We start from the raw sequence: 17,043 nt of genomic DNA, 5'->3' as shown, positions 1-17,043 counted from the left end.
ATGACATCGAAACGATCCCAATCATTCGAACCCCCAGAACTTTCTGACAAGAAAAATTCTGGTTCCTTAACAGACAAGGGAAAGCCAAAGCAAGTTTCCTTTTCCAAGGTAACCCGGTTTCTGTTTCGTACACTTCTTTGGGGAAGCCTGACACTCCTGATGACTCTGGCCGTTCTACTGGTTGGCATACAAACCGATTCCGGAAAGGAAATCATCATCACTCAGGCAAGAAACATTGCCGCGCAATCGGGACAGAAATTTGAATTAGAACAGTTAGAAACCAACCTCCCCTTCTCTCTTCAGTTTCAATCTCTCAAAATAATGGATGAAAACGGGGTTTGGCTGGATTTGATCGGTTTCAAATTAAACTGGAACCCCTGGTCTCTGTTTTCAGGAGAGCTGTTTATAAACCAATTTACTCTAGATCAGTTGACACTGGCTCGCATGCCCAATGCTGAACAAGAAGAGAACGCAACCAGATTAGAGACTTCAAAACCTTTCAACCTTGAATTACCTGTCGGAATCACACTCAATCGATTTGCAATAGGCAAGATATCACTTGGGAAAAATATTCTGGGCGAATCAGCACAATTCACTCTGGCAGGGTCAGCCGATTTAGGGGATTTGGAAAAAGGAATTTTTGCAAAAGTTGCTCTGAAACGAATAGACAGAACTCCCGCATTTTTAAATGCAGATATCGTATTCAATCCCTTTAACCATTCTCTTCGCCTATCAATGGATGCAGGTGAACCCGCAGGCGGCCTTTTTGGCAAACTCCTTGACCTGAGAGGAAATGAACCTGTTTCGGCAACGATAAAAGGTAGCGGTCTCATTAAGGAATGGAAGTGCCTGATCGACGTGAAGGCAGGAACAGGTTTATGGCTAAAAGGAGACGCAACCATCCAAACCGATAGTCAAAATATTTCGACTTTGAAAACCAATCTAAAGGGAAGCCTGAAATCGATTCTTCCAAAACGACTTCATCCCTTACAAGGAAAAGAAATCATTTTTTCTTCTGCAGTATCCAAAGAAACTTCCGGTGCCCTTCAGTTACGCTCCTTTAATTTATCCGGAAAATTTGGAGAAATAACCACAAAAGGAAAAATCGACCTGCCAGGTTCGAAGATGAACCTCGATTATTTTCTAAAAGTATCTACAGTAGGAGATTCACTGGTTCAGGGAGTACACTGGAAATCGCTTGCCCTGTCCGGGAATGCAAAAGGCCCTATTAAATCCCCTGTTATTACCTCAACTCTGAAAATCACACATCCCCAGTCCAGGCTCATCACCCTCGATTCATTTGACTTGTCTTTAACAGCCAGACCCGCAACCCACCTGAACGCTTCTTCATCCGCGTGGGATGTCCAGGCAAATATGAAAGCAGTCAATCCGCAGAGACTGGACCCAAAAGTATTGGACCTGCTAGGCCCCCAACCGAATTTTGATATCCAATTGACAGCCAACCTGGAAAACCGTGAGGTGCTGATTCATAGAGCCCTGCTAACTGTGCCCAATATGAACCTTCAGACAAGGGGTCGGCTGGTTAACTGGGGAGAAACCCTTCTCTTGAACAATCAGGTTGAGATTCCAGATTTAAGCCAATTCAACCATCTCACAACCAGCAAGCTCGGCGGCTCCCTTTCCTTGACTGCAGAGAGTAAAGTTTCAAATTCAGGAAAACAGATCAATTCATTGTTTGCAGCAAAGACAAATCGATTTTCATCGGGAATCACAGAATTGGATAATATCCTCAAAGAGGATGTTTTCATAAATGGAAAACTATCCAGAAACCCTGAAGGGCAAATAGATGTTTCCAAACTTGTCATTTCTGCCCGACCCGTTACCATCACAGCAAACGCCTCGCTCGATTCCAGAAATCACCTTTTCGCAAACTGGAATGCCAACCTCCCCCAAATCAACTTTATTGAAAAAACCATCGGCCAACATGTGTCTGGGAAACTCAAAATCACAGGACAGGCCACCGGAAATATTCAACATATTCAGGTAAAAGCTCAACTGGAAAGTCCACAAATCAAGTTCAACGATATCAGCATGAAACACCTAAAGGCCAGCTTAACTGGCCAGAATCTTGCCAAACAACCCAACGGTTCAATTCAGCTTTTGGGACATGTTCAGGGACTCGAAACCCAATTGAAAGCCCACTACCGCCTAACTCCACAAAAAGTGGTTCATGTTTCAGGTCTCGGCATCACTCTCCCTGGCCTGGAGTTGAGAGGCAACTTGTCACACTCGATCTTGTCAGGTTTGTCTAAAGGTTCGATTGAAGGTGGGTTTTCGGAACTTTCCATGATTGCAAACACGTTTGATCAGCAGATTTCCGGCAAGCTCCAAGTTAAAGTAACGGCGTTTGAAGAGTATAAACAATCCCTGAGATTCTCTCTGAACGGGTCAGATTTATCCGTAGGAAAAAACACACCCATCACTCTATCAAAAGCAAACTTGACAGGACGGATTCATCACCTTCTTGATAGTCCGGAGATCAATTCCAAGCTGATCCTTAAGGGCATGAAAACCGGCAAAGGAATTCTCGACACACTGAATGGTAAGGTGAAAGGGAAGATGAACGATCTAACCTGGGCGTTTCAATCTACCGGGCATTTCAAGGAAACTGTAAGAGCTAACTTAAATGGACAATGGTCGCAAAGTGGTGCAGGAAGTGAATTTACAATTTCTCGATTAGAAGGATCCTTTGGAAAAACACCTATCGAAAGTGTCAATCCTATAAAACTGGAGTTTTCTGATGATGTGACAAAAGTTTCCAATTTAGATTTACGTGTTCTGGGTGGTCAAATTCAAGCTGATCTTTTTCTCGGTTCTCCCAGACAAACCTTGAGTGCAAATTTTAATCAAATACCTCTAGCTCTTCTCGACCACGCCTTGCCAGAGTTAAAAATACGAGGGCAACTGAATGGACAAGTCAATCTCAGCGGTAGTCCGGCAAACCCGGATGGAACAACCCATCTAAATGTTTCCAATGTTCATTCTCTTAATGTGGAAGATTCAAAACAATACATGGGAACAGGGAATATAGATATTAATTTGAAAAATGACTTGATAAGTGCCCAGGCGGCCTTCAAACAACCCAGGATTGGACACCTTTCTTTTAACGGTTCTATCCCAATTTTAAAAGCCTCACATTGGGACAAACTCATTTCAAACTCGGCAGCTTTGAATGGGAAATTAAACGGAGATATTGATCTCACTGGGTTAAACCCTTTCCTTGTCGGCGCTGGAAACTGGATTCGTGGTCATCTAAATTTAAATGGCTCCGCCCAGGGAACAGTCGGATTTCCCCAGTTAACAGGCTCTGTAAATTTAAAAGAAGGGGAATATCAAATCGTCCAGTTTGGGACACACTTAAAGAATATTACGCTAGACCTGTCAGCCACCCCGGGCTCCATCCATCTGAAGCGACTTTCAGCAAATACACCTGAGCAAGGTGTGATTTTAGCCAAAGGCACCTTGCATAAAACAAAAGAAATTGATTACACCGCCAACTTCACCGTCAAAATGAACCAGGCTATCCTTGCAGCTATAGACATGCTCAAAACTCAGGTGAGTAGCGACCTGACTTTAAAAGGCCCGCTTTCAAACAGTGTTCTTTCAGGAAACGTTGAAATCAACAAGGCCGAGATAAGAATTCCCGACAAACTGCCGTCGAACCTGGTTGTCGTCGAAGTAGAGAGAAAACCAAAATCAGGCCATTCGGAAAAACCTTCTGCTAAGGATTCGAATACCTCGACTCCACCCATCCAATCCAGACTGGATGTAAAAATTCACGCACCTAACCAGATATATCTGAAAGGCCGCGGGCTGGAAGCAGAAATGCAAGGTAACATTCACGTGACAGGAACTACAAATACCCCCAACGCAAATGGGAAACTCAAAGTACGGCAGGGATTATGGAAGATTCTGGGGAAAAATTTAAAATTCAAACGTGGGATAATCTCCCTGGAAAACGCTCCCAAAAAAGATCCCGAAATTGATTTTGAGGCTGAGGTCGATGATCCAAAATGGAAAATTATTTTTTCTTTAACCGGCCCCGCCACTCAGCCTTCTATTTCATACCGGTCCATCCCTCAAATGCCACAGGATGAAATACTTTCGCGTTTTCTGTTTAACAAAGACGCGGGAAATATTACGCCTTTTGAAGCAATCAAACTAGCTAGTTCCGCAGCTGAGTTGGCGGGTCTTACGGGGTCAGGCCCTTCCATAACCGATAAACTCAGCTCAAATCTTGGTTTAGATTCTGTTGATATTGGTGGAGACGGCGATGGGGGGGCTAAGGTGGAAGCTGGAAAATATATTTCAGACAAAGTTTTTGTTGGCGTCACCCAGGGAAGCAAACCCGGGTCGACAGGTGCCAAAGTTCAGGTCGAAGTGACTCCAAACTTAAAAATAGAAGGAGAAATGACCGGGACATCTGATTCAAAATTAGGGCTCAATTGGGAAATGGATTATTAAGGTATTAAATACAAGAAAAAATCACATCTCGGAAGGGAGAGACATCTATTTCAACAAAATTTATATTTTCCAAACCTAAGTCAGGAGGTTCCCTGTCGCTAAATGAGGGTTTTAAATTTTTTTAGTAATTATTTAATCAGCGAAACTTTGTCGTGGAAGAAATAAAAACATAGAAATTAAAACGTTTTTAATCCCTTTTATCATTTGCAACTTTCCCTTAAGTATTCAATAAAACAACTGATTGATGTGTTGATTAACACGGGCGATCAACACCTGCGCCTAGCCCAGTTTCTATTTTACTTACTTTCGGTGTTGTGGTGAACTTACTGGCCGCGTCGCGAAAAAGAGAGCGATGACCAAACCTCTTCCACAGCAGGCGTTGCACGTATACTAATTTTGGATTGTGTTCCTCTTCCTCAATAATTGCCCGGGCGATAATTTCATCCCAAGTTTGCCCTACCTCCACAGCCTCAACCTGATCGACAGTATTCTGGTATTTTGAATGGAGAGCTTCCAGTGTTGCCCGAGTTGGAATGTCATCATCAGAAAAAACAATTCCTAGCATGGCTGTCCAATAACATTTGATAGCGCGTTTCTGATGATGGGCGGGGATTCGGTTTACAATTTGTTCCATCCCATGCAAAGAGGTAATTAGATGGAGCACGATGAAGTCTCCCGGCTTGGCCAAATATAAAAGAGTGGTCCCCTCATAAAGCTCTCTCCATATTGTTTCCATATCGAGACTCTCAATCCAAGCGGGGGTTGTGTGGATTAGTGGATGTCCTTCTGTTAATACCTTGGCGATATCGTATTGAAACCCCGTCATCGAGAGTTCGGGATGAAATCCAGAAGAAGCAATGTACTTATCACTGGCGAGAGTTGCTTGACGCCACTTGTCTAGAGCTTCGCCATTTGTTTCCCACTCTTCGGCCATATGAAGTAACGAGCCCAGGATGGACTTGTCCGCTTCTGAATCGAAAGTCGATGAAAAAATTTTTTCAGGCTGACACGAAACATAAGAAAATGCCATATAGGCCAGGCCTTCAATGATCATCCAGCGATTGCCAGAGTCTAACCCCCACCCAAGGTGTATCGTGCCGTGCATGAGGGAGCCAACACATCCCGGTAACAGAATGGGAACATACTCTTCCAGCAGCCGATCCATTCCAAGTTCTTTTTCCTTTTGATCAAAAACCTCGCAATAGGAAGTGAAACTGCAATGCTTCCCAAAATATACCTGCCAGTTGTTTTGAGTGATTTCGCGCTCAGAGATTTTCGGGGTCTCCAATCCAAACCCATAAGTAGTTTGCTTCGCATAGTGCTCGTAATACTCCTTAATCCTTTGAGCGGATGCACCAAGCCCCATAAGGGCGACAACCCCTTGTTTGGCATGGTTGGTTAAGAAACCATTGAACTCTATATGGTAAGACTGATCGTTGAGCAGCATTTCAACAATTTCCAATTTGGACATTGAGGTATTCCTTTTTAAATAACAAGAGATCGAGTTATGACTGATTTCAATTTTAAATTAAAATAAACTTCCTGTCGGCTTTGAGTCGAATAGAGACGGTCATTCAAAAAACCAGGACACCAGCTTTATTACTAAAAACATTATTACATACAACCAACTGCGGGATCGAATGGTCCGAGCAGATTCTGCCCAGTTTTTTAACAAAATTTTTTCGAGCCACGGAACCCAATTGTCCATCAAAGTTTTTGCCGATTTAAAGATGCGCGAGAAGATCAGGATTTTTCGAAAAAGAAAACCTTGAACGGACATATTTATTGTATTTTTGAGGAATAAAAAGGCAAAAATTTAACGTTCCCGCGTCACTTAAAGAAAGTTATGAGGCTGCGGTCAGGGATGGAAAACAAGTTATCCAAGATGAAACGGTATCACGGCTTGAGGCGGGCGCGGTTCAGAGGATTCAACAAATTCCGGCTACATATTTATTTTACGGCGGTGGCGGTGAACATCAAACGGTGGACTTACAACGCAGGTCCTGCGGGTAGGTTTAAGTCGGAAGCTTTGCTCTAAAGGTCATTAAAAAGACTCTTGAACTCTGTATTGGATATGTTCCTGGATTTTTCTAAAACAGGAGGGTTGGTTAGATATAAAATCTACGTGTACTATTTGCTATTCGAACGAGTGATAACATTACAGGTACTTCAACAAGGACACCGACAACAGTTGCTAATGCCGCCCCTGAATTCAACCCAAAGAGGCCAATCGCTGCTGCAACCGCCAGTTCAAAAAAGTTGGATGTGCCAATCAATGCAGCTGGAGCGGCAGTGTTAAATGGAACCTTCCATATATAGGCCCAACCGTAGGCTATCGCAAAAATACCATAACTTTGTATCAAAAGTGGTGTCGCAATTAAGGCAATGACAAGTGGCTTTTCAATAATGGTTTGCGCCTGAAATCCAAACAACAGCACTACAGTTGCTAAAAGTCCCATGATTGAAAATGGTTTTATTTTTGCTGTAAAACTGTCAATGCGTTCATGTTTGCTGGAACTGTCCAGAACCTTGCGAGTGAAATACCCAGCCACCAGGGGAACTACCACGTAGAGGACGACAGAAAGAAATAGCGTTTCCCACGGCACAACAATATTTGTTACGCCTAAAAGAAAAGCAGTTATCGGCGCAAACGCAAAAACCATGATAATGTCATTTATTGATACTTGCACCAGAGTATAATTCGCGTCACCCCGAACCAATTGACTCCAGACAAATACCATCGCTGTACAAGGAGCAACACCCAGTAAAATCATTCCAGCAATATATTCCTTTGCCGTTTGTGGTTCTACAAGGCCAAGAAACAAGTTCTCAAAAAACAAAATACCTAAGGCAGCCATCGTGAAGGGTTTAATAAGCCAGTTCACAACGAGCGTTATGCATAAACCCTTTGGTTTTTTCCCAACATCCTTAATTGAAGCGAAGTCTACATTGACCATCATTGGATAAATCATTATCCAAATAAAAACCGCTACAATAAGATTCACGCTGGCGTATTCTATCTGGGCTACTGCCTGAAATAAACCAGGCAAAACAAAACCCAGGCCAACTCCAGCTAATATACATAACCCTACCCATACGGAGAGGTACCGTTCAAACAAACCCAAAGGTGATGTTTCTTCAGATGTCATAACAACTCCATCCCCTCAAAATGATTCTTTAAATTTTTTGCATCAATATCATCTTTCAGAAAACCCACCAGAGTCTTGATTCGTTTTTCAAGCTGCTCAAAAGTTTGTTCAAAGGCCTTCATACGTTCTGCATACGATCCTCCAGCGGCAGCAGGGTCTTCCAATCCCCAATGAAGTTTGATGGGATTGCCTATCCAGACTGGACAGGTTTCTCCAGCGGCGTTGTCACAAACGGTAATGACTATGTCGAAGTTTGGAGAATTTGATTTTGTAAACTCATCCCAGCTTTTGCTTCTTAAATAGGGTTCCCAGACTCCCCGGTCGCCCAAGAGAGCAATGGCAAGTGGATTCACTGCACATACAGGATGGCTGCCAGCGCTGTAGGCCTGAAAACGGCCTTCAGCTATATTATTTAGAATAGCCTCCGCCATGATGCTCCGGGCTGAATTGCCAGTACAAAGGAAAAGAACATTTATTACCTTGCCGGACATTGTTATTTGCCTGATGCCTCAGAAATACTTACGACAGAGTTTTCACAAGTTTCTGCATCTCCCTTGCAGCAATTTTCAGTCAGGTAAGCCATGAGCTCATTCATCGACAGATAATTTGCAGAATAAAATAAGGTCCGGCTTTCCCGACGACATTGAATCAGGCCTGCATTTTTGAGTTGGCTTAAATGAAAAGAAAGCGTCGATGGTGGTATACCCAGTTTTTTTCCAATTTCACCTGCCGGAATACCTTGAATCCCTTTACGTACAAGAAGACGAAAAATTTCCAACCGGTGTTCCTGTGCCAGGGCAGATAGGGCTGCAACCGCAATAGATGATTTCATATTTCTAAATTTATAGAATTATAGAAAAAAGTAAAGGGAAAAATCATGGTCTGCTGGGACAATGGCCCTAAGTTATTTAAATTTAATACTTAAAAAAGGAATTGAAAGAAATATTATTTATGAATTTAGAAGGCACAATTCAAAATAAGATTAAATTTCACTTTTTACCTACCCCTATTCCATTGTTATTTCCGGCGGGATATGACCCTATTGGTCAAGTCAGACTCTCCCTTTTCGTCTTAAGCCCGCACCCAACAGTAAAAAGTAATTACAGAAACCTCAAAATAACGGCAGGTTTTAGAAACGTTTTCGGTTTCCTTGGCGTGGTCCAGAACTCTCAGTTTTGGACTGATATCTCGTTCTTCAGGTGTCACCTCACGATCTAAGGTTGAAAAGGTTCAATACTACCAAAGCCTGGCAACCAATCTCGTGCATTTTTAATAACCGGCCAAATTAAAAAATGTATATGTTGCAGGAGAACGAAGAAACCCGTTCACTAATGCGGAAAAGGGGCAAAATACATTTGGCTCAGATCATTTGCCGGTTTGGGTTGAATGCACGGCCTTCTGGTACCGGATTTGACATTATTTGGGTTTAATGGCCCAATAATAGAGTTGGTTCTTGAGTGATCTCACCATTACTCAAATTGAATGAAAAAACGAAATGTATTGTGGAGGGGCTTTACAGGAAATCATTTCCATTTTGGTCTTCTAACCCTAGCTTAGATGGAAGGAACCTGAACCATGAACATTCTTATTTTCTTTCTTCTATCAATTGCCTTAGTTGTATTTAAATTCAGGACCCACTCATAACTTAAAACGCAGTTTTCTAATTAAGAAACCTCCCAGCCTCTCCTCTCCAGAGAGTCTTGGGAGGTTTTTTTTGTTGGTTCAAAGTGTTCGACTATCAATGGCCGCGACAATTTTATTTTTTTGGCGCGGTCATTGAATTTTTAAACTCAAAATAAATTCCTTCTTAAACCTCAATTACCCATTAGGTGTTCTTGCATAACCTTTCCGGATCTTTAAGACTTACCATTAAAGAATTTTTCCTTGCTGGCAACAACAATGTTTTGAGTTTGTGAAAAAAAAAGAAAGGCTTTTTATCCATCTCTTAAATTGAACCACCAAGCAGCCAAGGCTGGGGCGCCCGTCCCGTTTGTTCTGATTACGGGGTGGAATGGACGGTTTTCTTTGAGGTTTATAGTACGTGCCTCATTAAGTATTAAATCTGACAACTTGATACTCTGACTGTACCACCCTGCATGGTCAATCAGGGAGTTTCCAGTTTTTTCCAACGCTGCTGCTTCCTGCTTATAAACCAGTCAACAGGCTAGAATTATTCCCAGAGCCGTGAAAGGCAATACAAAATAAAGCTAACGTCATAATTTCAGGAATTTTAAAGTTGAAATAGTTTTGGAGTTAGAACTCCTGACCCAGATCCTCTGAAAAACTCCCCAGTAAATTACAAGTTTCTATGGCAGAACGAATAGACCATTTTGGATCGTTTTCCGAGTGGGCGGTTTGTCCAATTAACCATTCCCCATAAGTAATTCCTGATGAAGAGAACGGTTTTTCCCAAACCCTTTTTCCAATTTCGGTCAGTTTTTGAGAGCCATATTCTGGCTTAGTATTATCGGGCATACTTTTGTCCCCTGATTTAGGCGGTTTTTTTTCGAAACTGGACAACCTTCTTAGGAGGAAGGTCTATCCTTCGGGCCAACTTCGAATTATTTAAGGGACGAATTTAAATTGGATTGTTCGGGCAGGTTCTTCAGTTGCTCGAGGTACTTTCCCAAAATATTGATCCGGTCCCATTGGTCCTCACAGTTATTGAGGAGTAATTTCAGAAGCAAGTTCTTTTCCTCTTTTAAGAGTTCCTCTTGGGAATCCGGTTATTAAAAATATTCTAAATGGATACTATCAAATTCCTGAGAAAATTTCTTGCTAAGAAAGGATCTCTTACCTTTATTTTATTGGAAAAATTAACTTTACAACCATATGTTTGGGTAAGGGGAAATTTTCTGAAAACTCTGAAACAGATAGGAGAAAATACTTAATTCCCAAAAAACTCTTCCAGGCTCCCCTCTCCAGAGAGTCTAGGGAGGTTTTTTTTTCGTTGGTTCAAAGTGTTCGACTTGCAATGGCAGTGACAAACCTTTTTATCTTGGTGTGAGAGTCCGGAAATCGGTTAACAGTTTAGGCTGTGGACTTGTGGAAAATGCTTAGCGTTTTCGCACAGGGCCCACAGCTCTTCAACTGGCCATTTTTTCTTTCAGGATTTCATACGGGGTTTTCCCTTTAAACGCTCCGTGAGGTCTATGGCAGTTGTAGAAGTTTTCCCATTCTTGCAGTTTTTTATTCAAGTCCACGTCATCCGTATATTCCAGTAGCTGATAGAACTCCTGCTTATCAGTTTTGTGGGAACGTTCGACCTTACCGTTGAGGCGCGGAGTACCCGGTTTGATGTAATGATGGCGAATGCCTCTATCCTCTACGTGCCTGTGGAATTTTGATTGGAACTCGTGCCCGTTGTCGGTCCGGACAGTTTGGATTCGAAAGGGAAACTTGTCGATCACATAATCGATGAAATTGATCGCATTCTTTTGCGTGTGTTTTTTGTAGACCTTTAAAGCCCTGATTCGAGTGGCATCGTCAATCGCCGTGTATTGGTACCGTTTGATCTTCGATCCGTCTGGTTGGGGAAATATAAGAAACTTCACATCGACTTGAATGTGATGACCCGGCACCTGTTTTTCATAACGAACCGTTTTCAGGGCTTTCTTTTTTGGTTTCTGGGAAGGCGGTTCAATCCGTGTCGAACCAAGGTCCGGGGAGCCGCACCGGATGAGATACGAATTTTGTGATAGCGTTCAAGGTACCACGCGATTCTTTGCGGACCCATGTGATAGGTCTTACGAAGGTAAAGGATTTTTTCATAAACCTCATCCGGGTATAGGTGCGGCACATTTCCATAGGAAGGTCCTGGGCTTCGATTGATCAGGCCAGGCTCTCCTTTTTCCTCGTAGGCCCGCCTCCATTCATAGAAAGTGGTTCTTGAAATCCCGAAATAGCGGCAGGTTTTGGAAACGTTTCTGATTGCTTTTGCGTGATCTAAGGCTCGAAGCTTACGATGAATATCTTGTTCTTCTGGTGTCATCACGACCTCCGGTTAAAAAGGTTCAATACTACCAAAACCTGTCAACCTATCTCGTGAGTTTCAAACTGTTGAGAGTTACTCAATTGCTCGACCATGGGCATTTTCAACCAATGACCTCGTCGCATTTTTCGCCTGAATTTTTGCTGCCTAGGATGATCTCTCTTGTGTAATTCCTCTCCAGATTAGTTGTGGGATCCCAATTAAGCCGGCCAGTGCAATTACAATAGCTCTAATTTCGTTGTGAAATTTTAAAAATGTCTCAACCATGAGAAATTTTTTTTGATTACGAGTTTGTAAGAATTGTTTCTTTAATTTCTGCTATAGCTGGTAAATGTCCGACCTTAAACCTAAGGCAGTTGATTCCCGATTCCCGAAGGATTTCATCTCTTTTGAAATCTTCTTCTCCTTTGTTTTCATGAGATTTATCGTCTAGTTCGATTGCGCAAATGATATTGAATGCTTTATCGCAAATTAGAAAATCTACGACTTTCTGCCTGGCAGTTCCAAAGAGAGCGAAGTTTTCCTTGCTGTCTCCTCCTCTTGTTCCAATGAATTGGGAGAAAGCCACTTGTGGCAGTATCAGCAAATCCGGAACTGCTCTAACGAGTGCAAAGTATAGTTTTTGTTCAGCCGATGTGACGGGTCTTTTTGAATAAAAGTATGAAGTGCTGATTCTTCTATCAAACTGCTGACTTTCATTCTGGCTTTTTTGTTCAGTGAAGTTTTCTTTTTTAATTTTGGTGACGACTATATTTTTTGCCTTGGAGAATAATGTTTTTAATATCGTAGTAATTATCCATTTTGCTGTTAACGCTAAACCTAGAAGCAGAGCAAGTTTTGTGAATATTGAAGGCAGTTCTGATTTTAAGGATTCTTGTAGCACGCTCATAAATCATTTTTATGCCTTTTGCTTTCTTGCTCGAAGCTTGACAACCTTCCTGGGTGGAAGGTCTATCCCTCGGTCCCGCTTCGATAGCTTAAAGGGTAATGTTTAAACAGGTTTTTCTCCAGAAGGCCCCTCAAATATTTGATATAGTTTTCCAATATTTTGAGTCTCTCTCTGTGATCTTCTCGATCTTCCATTAGCACCTTTAATAGCAAGGCATTTTCCTCTTTTGAGAGTTCCTCTTGGGAATCCGGTGATTGGGGTTTTGGCATGTCGATATTATCAAAAATTTGATCTTTTGTCCTTTTTTTTGTTTCCCACGCCTGCAAAGTGTTACATGTAATCCCAACCTCCTTAGCCAAGGCCTCCAAAGTACCTCATTTTGATCGCGCCTCTCTTAATCGAATGCTAAATTCTTGCGACATAAAAAAACAAAATATACTCGATTTGGGCGTGAAAGGCCGCAATCGATCCTAAACATCCTGATCGAAATTTCTACAAGCTATTTAACGACAGGGAATTAAGGTTGGCAGGCTCCAAATCCCCTTTGGAGAAGAGGTTAGACAGTACTAAGACAATAATCATTTTACAAGGAAGGTCTTTTTTATTCCCATTGCTTTAATACGAGTAGTAAGAGTTGTTGGTTTGATACCTAAAAGTTTTGCGGCACCGTCTTCCCCGTATATTTTTCCTGCACATTGATTGAGAGCGTGAATAATATTTTCCTTTTCCCGACGCTTCATTTCTTTTTCAGGTATCACCTCAGTGACATCCACTTGTGAGGTGGTTTTTTCCTTTACTGTTTGTTCCGTTTTAACATCAGGCAGTTCTAATTTAATCCTTCCTCCTTGAGAAATGATTACCGCACGTTCGATCAAATATTGAAGCTCCCGGATATTTCCTGGCCAGTCATATTTTTGCAGTTGGGACATTAAATTTGCGGACAAGGGTTTTACTGGTTTATTAAATTTTCGGGAAGCCAGGCTGACAAAATGATTCGCCAGTAAAGGGATGTCACCTTTGCGTTCTTTCAAGGGTGGAAGTTCGACAGGAAATACATTCAGACGATAAAACAGGTCTCCCCGAAAGGCTCCCGCCTGCACTTCCTTTTTTAGGTTTCGATTAGTCGCCGCCAGAATTCGCACCTCGGTTTTTTGAGTGCGCTCGTCACCAATTCGCTCGAACTCTCCCTCCTGGATCACCCGCAACAGTTTGCTTTGCATCTCCAGTGGTATCTCCCCTACTTCATCCAAGAACAAAGTTCCTCCGTTGGCAAGTTCAAAACGTCCCCGCCTGTCCTGAATGGCCCCGGTGAAAGAACCCTTTACATGACCAAAAAATTCGCTTTCATAAAGGTCTCGTGGAATGGAGGCGCAGTTAACTTTTATCAATGGCCGGTTCGAACGTTGGCTCCTTTGGTGAATCTCCCGAGCCACCAGTTCTTTTCCGGTCCCGGATTCTCCGGTTATCAAAACATTGGCATCCGTGCCGGCTACCATTTCAATCTGCTGCACCAGGGATTTCATGGGAGGACTCTGGCCCAGTATTTCCCCAAAAGCCGCAGTCTCCTCAAGCTCCTGGTTCAGGTATTCGTTTTCTTCTGCCAGTTGTTTATTGAGCACTTCAATTTTTTCGAACGCTTCAGCGTTAGTGATGGAAACTGCCAGATGATCAGCTACCAATCTTCCCCAAAAAAGCCCTTCACCTTTCATATCCGCATCTTTAAAGGGAACAAAGCTGTTTACTCCAAGCACTTTCCCCCGAAACACAACAGGTATAACCGCAAGCCCCAGGACATTTACCCGCTGAGCCCAATGTCTGGAAACCATGTATTCCAAATCTTCTTTTTGCGATAGAGCATCCTCCACCTCTGCGGTGACTGCGGAACGTCCGACTTTTCCAACGCCCAATGGAATCCTGGTGTAATCGTCCTCTGTATCTACTTTTTTTGGGTCAGCTCCCACCCCATAACTTTGAGCAACCAGATGCAAACACTGGGTCTGGTCAAGGCACTCTTTTCTAAGCCTGCAGGTTTCACATTGATCTCCCGGACGAATAAGCCAGATCCGGCAGAGCGCAAGTGATGGGTCCTCAGCGTATTTTTGAATCATCATTTGAAGTAAAGAATCCACATTTCGAGCCTGGGGTAAGGCTAAAAGCAATTCTCTAAGTTTGCTGATCGCAGTAGGGAAATAGTCTGACTCATTCATGGCCCTATCATAACGTAATTACGTTGCCTAGCAATGTTTTACCGTTATAAAACGGATTAATATTTTCAAAGCACGAACCAAACAAATATAAAAATATAATAAAAACAATAGGTTAAGAGGACAGGACTGTTTGGCATCAAAACTGCTATTTAAAGTCAATGAAAACCTCAGTTCTGTTTTTTTAACCCTTATATGTGGAGAAAAAAAATGAACGATTTAAAACATTCTTTAAGTGAAAAAAACTGGGCTTATTTTTGCAAACAAAGTTTTTGGATGACGTTGCTCACCGGTTTCCTGATCCTAAACTTTTCAGGGCCAGCCCAGGCAGATGATGCTGATGACAAAAGAGCCATAGCCAGTTGGCGGGCAGAAGGGAATGTCTATCCTGTAGGTAAAGGGCAGGAGTTTTACTCGGGTGTAATGAAAGGAACATTTTTTGTAAAAGATCATACAAATAAAACCCATTACATGCATGCCGCCAGAATGGATTGTCCTTTTGCAGTTCATATTAATCAGTCAGGAAATGATGTTTTACAAGGCACCTGTCAGTTAACCGATCAAATAGGATATAAGGCCAACGCTAAAATTTCCTGTGAAGGTCCCAAGGAAAACTGTCAAGGCAAATTAACCTTCACATCTGGAACGGGTAATTTAGAAGGAATTCAAGGCGGAGGCGCAATTAAGGTTCGTGTGGATCTTATCAAACAGGATTCACAGCAAGACTCAGATTCATCTTATGGAAAAAACATGACAGCATCTGGTTATTTAATCATCAACAACTTGCAGGATAACGTCAAAGACCAAGATGGCCACCCAGTGGTTCATTAACCCCCCTGGTAAGGCAGGAGTGTTTCTGGAACCACTCCTGCCTCGCCATCTTAAGTTGAAAGCAACCCAACTAATTTATAACTGTTTATATCTGGAGAAAAAGCCATGGATTATTTAAAACAATTTTTTAAAACGGAAGATTCCATTACCCCTCTTGTACTGCGTATTACCTTGGCATTGGTTATCTTTCCTCATGGAGCGCAAAAGGTTTTAGGATGGTTTGGAGGGTTCGGGTTTGAAGGGACTCTGGGATTTTTTACCCAAAAAATGGGACTGCCCACGGGACTGGTCTTGTTGATTTTTGCTGGAGAATTTTTGGGAAGTTTGGGGCTGCTTACCGGTTTTCTCACTCGATTTAGTGCCGCCGGAATTGCGGCAATCATGACGGGTGCTGCTGCCACCGCTCACTGGGGCAATGGATTTTTTATGAACTGGTCTGGCAAACAAGCTGGTGAAGGTTTTGAGTTCCATATTTTAGCAATCGGGATCGCTGTTGCCTTGATTATCACCGGAGGCGGAAAGTTTTCTGTCGATCAATGGATTTCAGAAAAGTTTTTGAAATTTTCAAAAACTCCTTTCGTTTCAAGAAAGCTTTCCTTGTTTACTCAATAAATTTTTAGAGAGGTGTTGCCATGAAAAATAAAACAAACATGTTTTCCCGAAGAAACTTCTTAAGGACCGGTCTGGGAACGGTGGGGGCCGCCGCTGGAACCCTGATCACAAATTCGGCTTTTGGCCAGATGTTAAACCTTAAAACTCCAAGACAGACGCTGGGGCCCTTTTTCCCTGATGATGGGGATCCGGTTCATGAGGTTCGTGAAAATCTTGACTTTCGGCTTCCCATAAGTGAAGCCAACGACAACGACCTTACCCTCATCAATGGCCATCAGGAAACTGCCCGGGGTCAGGTGGTATATATCAAGGGCAAGGTTTTATTCAAAGATTCGGACAACACAAAGAGCCCCCTACCCGGAGCCGTCCTCATTATGTGGAACGCTTCGGCCTCCGGACGCTACAACCACCGGGGAGACACGGATGCACACCGTTTCCAGCACCCGATAACCGGGGAATGGATCGAAAGAAAACTCGATGAAAATTTCCAGCATTGGGGCCGTTGCATCACCGATGCAGAGGGAAATTACTGGTTCAAGACCGTCGTTCCGGGTTTCTACCCCGTGCGGATCGGGAAAGATAACGAATCGGATAAACCGAGTCTGGGGAATAGCTGGTATCGACCTCCGCATCTGCATTTCATGGTTACCGCACCGGGCATCCCTCAGTTGGTGACTCAACTTTATTTCAAGGGAAATCAAATCGAGCACAATGATTTCATTCAGAAGTTGAACGCCAAAGATGCAATTTTAAGAAGCGAGCGACTGACTCAGGATGAGCAGGAAAACATAATCATAGAATACAAGAAAGACCGTGCTAACAAAATAACCGATGGGTTGGTGGGGAATTATGATTTTGTCCTCACTTTTTAGGGGAAGAAGG

At 42.7% G+C, this 17,043-nt stretch carries 12 protein-coding genes and 1 pseudogene; 5 read left to right on the top strand and 8 right to left on the bottom strand.

What is annotated here, in order from left to right; genetic code table 11:
* Complete coding sequence (locus tag G3M70_10660; protein QPJ62305.1) at positions 1 to 4,485, top strand: hypothetical protein; 4,485 nt, start codon at positions 1 to 3, stop codon at positions 4,483 to 4,485.
* A gap of 253 nt (positions 4,486 to 4,738) precedes the next feature.
* Here the strand turns inward: G3M70_10660 and G3M70_10655 are convergent, their stop codons facing one another.
* Positions 4,739 to 5,956, bottom strand: a complete 1,218-nt coding sequence (locus G3M70_10655) for a questin oxidase family protein (GenBank protein QPJ62304.1) — start codon at positions 5,954 to 5,956, stop codon at positions 4,739 to 4,741.
* Between the two features lie 375 nt (positions 5,957 to 6,331).
* Here G3M70_10655 and G3M70_10650 point away from each other — a divergent pair, with 375 nt between their 5' ends.
* The gene (locus tag G3M70_10650) at positions 6,332 to 6,523 is read left to right on the top strand and encodes a transposase (GenBank protein QPJ62303.1); all 192 of its coding nucleotides are present in this window, start codon (positions 6,332 to 6,334) and stop codon (positions 6,521 to 6,523) included.
* A 70-nt stretch (positions 6,524 to 6,593) separates the two neighbouring features.
* Here G3M70_10650 and arsB read toward each other — a convergent pair whose 3' ends face one another.
* From arsB to G3M70_10615, 7 genes and pseudogenes are all read right to left on the bottom strand, one after another.
* Positions 6,594 to 7,634 carry an ACR3 family arsenite efflux transporter gene (arsB, locus tag G3M70_10645; GenBank protein ID QPJ62302.1) on the bottom strand — a complete coding sequence of 347 codons (1,041 nt, stop codon included), beginning with the start codon at positions 7,632 to 7,634 and terminating at the stop codon, positions 6,594 to 6,596.
* Entirely contained in the window at positions 7,631 to 8,125 is a 495-nt protein-coding gene (locus G3M70_10640; protein QPJ62301.1) for an arsenate reductase ArsC, read from the bottom strand. The genes arsB and G3M70_10640 overlap by 4 nt, the downstream gene beginning before the upstream one ends.
* 2 nt (positions 8,126 to 8,127) lie before the next feature.
* Complete coding sequence (locus tag G3M70_10635; GenBank protein QPJ62300.1) at positions 8,128 to 8,466, bottom strand: winged helix-turn-helix transcriptional regulator; 339 nt, start codon at positions 8,464 to 8,466, stop codon at positions 8,128 to 8,130.
* 1,421 nt (positions 8,467 to 9,887) lie between these two features.
* Positions 9,888 to 10,154: a hypothetical protein gene (locus G3M70_10630; protein ID QPJ62299.1), complete on the bottom strand. Its 267-nt coding sequence runs from the start codon at positions 10,152 to 10,154 to the stop codon at positions 9,888 to 9,890.
* Between the two features lie 566 nt (positions 10,155 to 10,720).
* Positions 10,721 to 11,625 (bottom strand): annotated as a pseudogene (locus G3M70_10625) (IS481 family transposase).
* 283 nt (positions 11,626 to 11,908) lie between these two features.
* Positions 11,909 to 12,514, bottom strand: a complete 606-nt coding sequence (locus G3M70_10620) for a DUF2726 domain-containing protein (GenBank protein QPJ62298.1) — start codon at positions 12,512 to 12,514, stop codon at positions 11,909 to 11,911.
* A 578-nt stretch (positions 12,515 to 13,092) separates the two neighbouring features.
* Positions 13,093 to 14,721 (bottom strand): AAA domain-containing protein, encoded by a 1,629-nt coding sequence (locus tag G3M70_10615; protein ID QPJ62297.1) that lies wholly within the window; start codon positions 14,719 to 14,721, stop codon positions 13,093 to 13,095.
* Between the two features lie 207 nt (positions 14,722 to 14,928).
* Here G3M70_10615 and G3M70_10610 point away from each other — a divergent pair, with 207 nt between their 5' ends.
* The 3 genes from G3M70_10610 to G3M70_10600 all read left to right on the top strand — a co-directional run bounded on the left by G3M70_10610 (position 14,929) and on the right by G3M70_10600 (position 17,033).
* Complete coding sequence (locus G3M70_10610; protein ID QPJ62296.1) at positions 14,929 to 15,549, top strand: hypothetical protein; 621 nt, start codon at positions 14,929 to 14,931, stop codon at positions 15,547 to 15,549.
* Between the two features lie 105 nt (positions 15,550 to 15,654).
* On the top strand, positions 15,655 to 16,161 hold the full coding sequence (locus tag G3M70_10605; GenBank protein ID QPJ62295.1) for a DoxX family protein: 507 nt from the start codon (positions 15,655 to 15,657) through the stop codon (positions 16,159 to 16,161).
* 20 nt (positions 16,162 to 16,181) lie between these two features.
* Positions 16,182 to 17,033 (top strand): hypothetical protein, encoded by an 852-nt coding sequence (locus G3M70_10600; protein ID QPJ62294.1) that lies wholly within the window; start codon positions 16,182 to 16,184, stop codon positions 17,031 to 17,033.
* The last annotated feature ends 10 nt before the right edge of the window (positions 17,034 to 17,043 follow it).

The organism is Candidatus Nitronauta litoralis (genome assembly GCA_015698285.1).
GTDB classification, from domain to species: domain Bacteria; phylum Nitrospinota; class Nitrospinia; order Nitrospinales; family Nitrospinaceae; genus Nitronauta; species Nitronauta litoralis.
Note: the sequence above shows the minus strand (reverse complement) of the source record. Positions and strands in the feature narration are given on the sequence as shown.

What these genes read in the sequence shown, in the direction of transcription:
- G3M70_10610 (QPJ62296.1), top strand. Translation starts at nt 14,929, where the DNA reads ATGAACGATTTAAAACATTCTTTAAGTGAAAAAAACTGGGCTTATTTT.
- G3M70_10660 (QPJ62305.1), top strand. Translation starts at nt 1, where the DNA reads ATGACATCGAAACGATCCCAATCATTCGAACCCCCAGAACTTTCTGAC.
- G3M70_10600 (QPJ62294.1), top strand. Translation starts at nt 16,182, where the DNA reads ATGAAAAATAAAACAAACATGTTTTCCCGAAGAAACTTCTTAAGGACC.
- G3M70_10620 (QPJ62298.1), bottom strand. Translation starts at nt 12,514, where the DNA reads ATGAGCGTGCTACAAGAATCCTTAAAATCAGAACTGCCTTCAATATTC.
- G3M70_10635 (QPJ62300.1), bottom strand. Translation starts at nt 8,466, where the DNA reads ATGAAATCATCTATTGCGGTTGCAGCCCTATCTGCCCTGGCACAGGAA.
- G3M70_10650 (QPJ62303.1), top strand. Translation starts at nt 6,332, where the DNA reads ATGAGGCTGCGGTCAGGGATGGAAAACAAGTTATCCAAGATGAAACGG.
- arsB (QPJ62302.1), bottom strand. Translation starts at nt 7,634, where the DNA reads ATGACATCTGAAGAAACATCACCTTTGGGTTTGTTTGAACGGTACCTC.
- G3M70_10655 (QPJ62304.1), bottom strand. Translation starts at nt 5,956, where the DNA reads ATGTCCAAATTGGAAATTGTTGAAATGCTGCTCAACGATCAGTCTTAC.
- G3M70_10605 (QPJ62295.1), top strand. Translation starts at nt 15,655, where the DNA reads ATGGATTATTTAAAACAATTTTTTAAAACGGAAGATTCCATTACCCCT.
- G3M70_10640 (QPJ62301.1), bottom strand. Translation starts at nt 8,125, where the DNA reads ATGTCCGGCAAGGTAATAAATGTTCTTTTCCTTTGTACTGGCAATTCA.
- G3M70_10615 (QPJ62297.1), bottom strand. Translation starts at nt 14,721, where the DNA reads ATGAATGAGTCAGACTATTTCCCTACTGCGATCAGCAAACTTAGAGAA.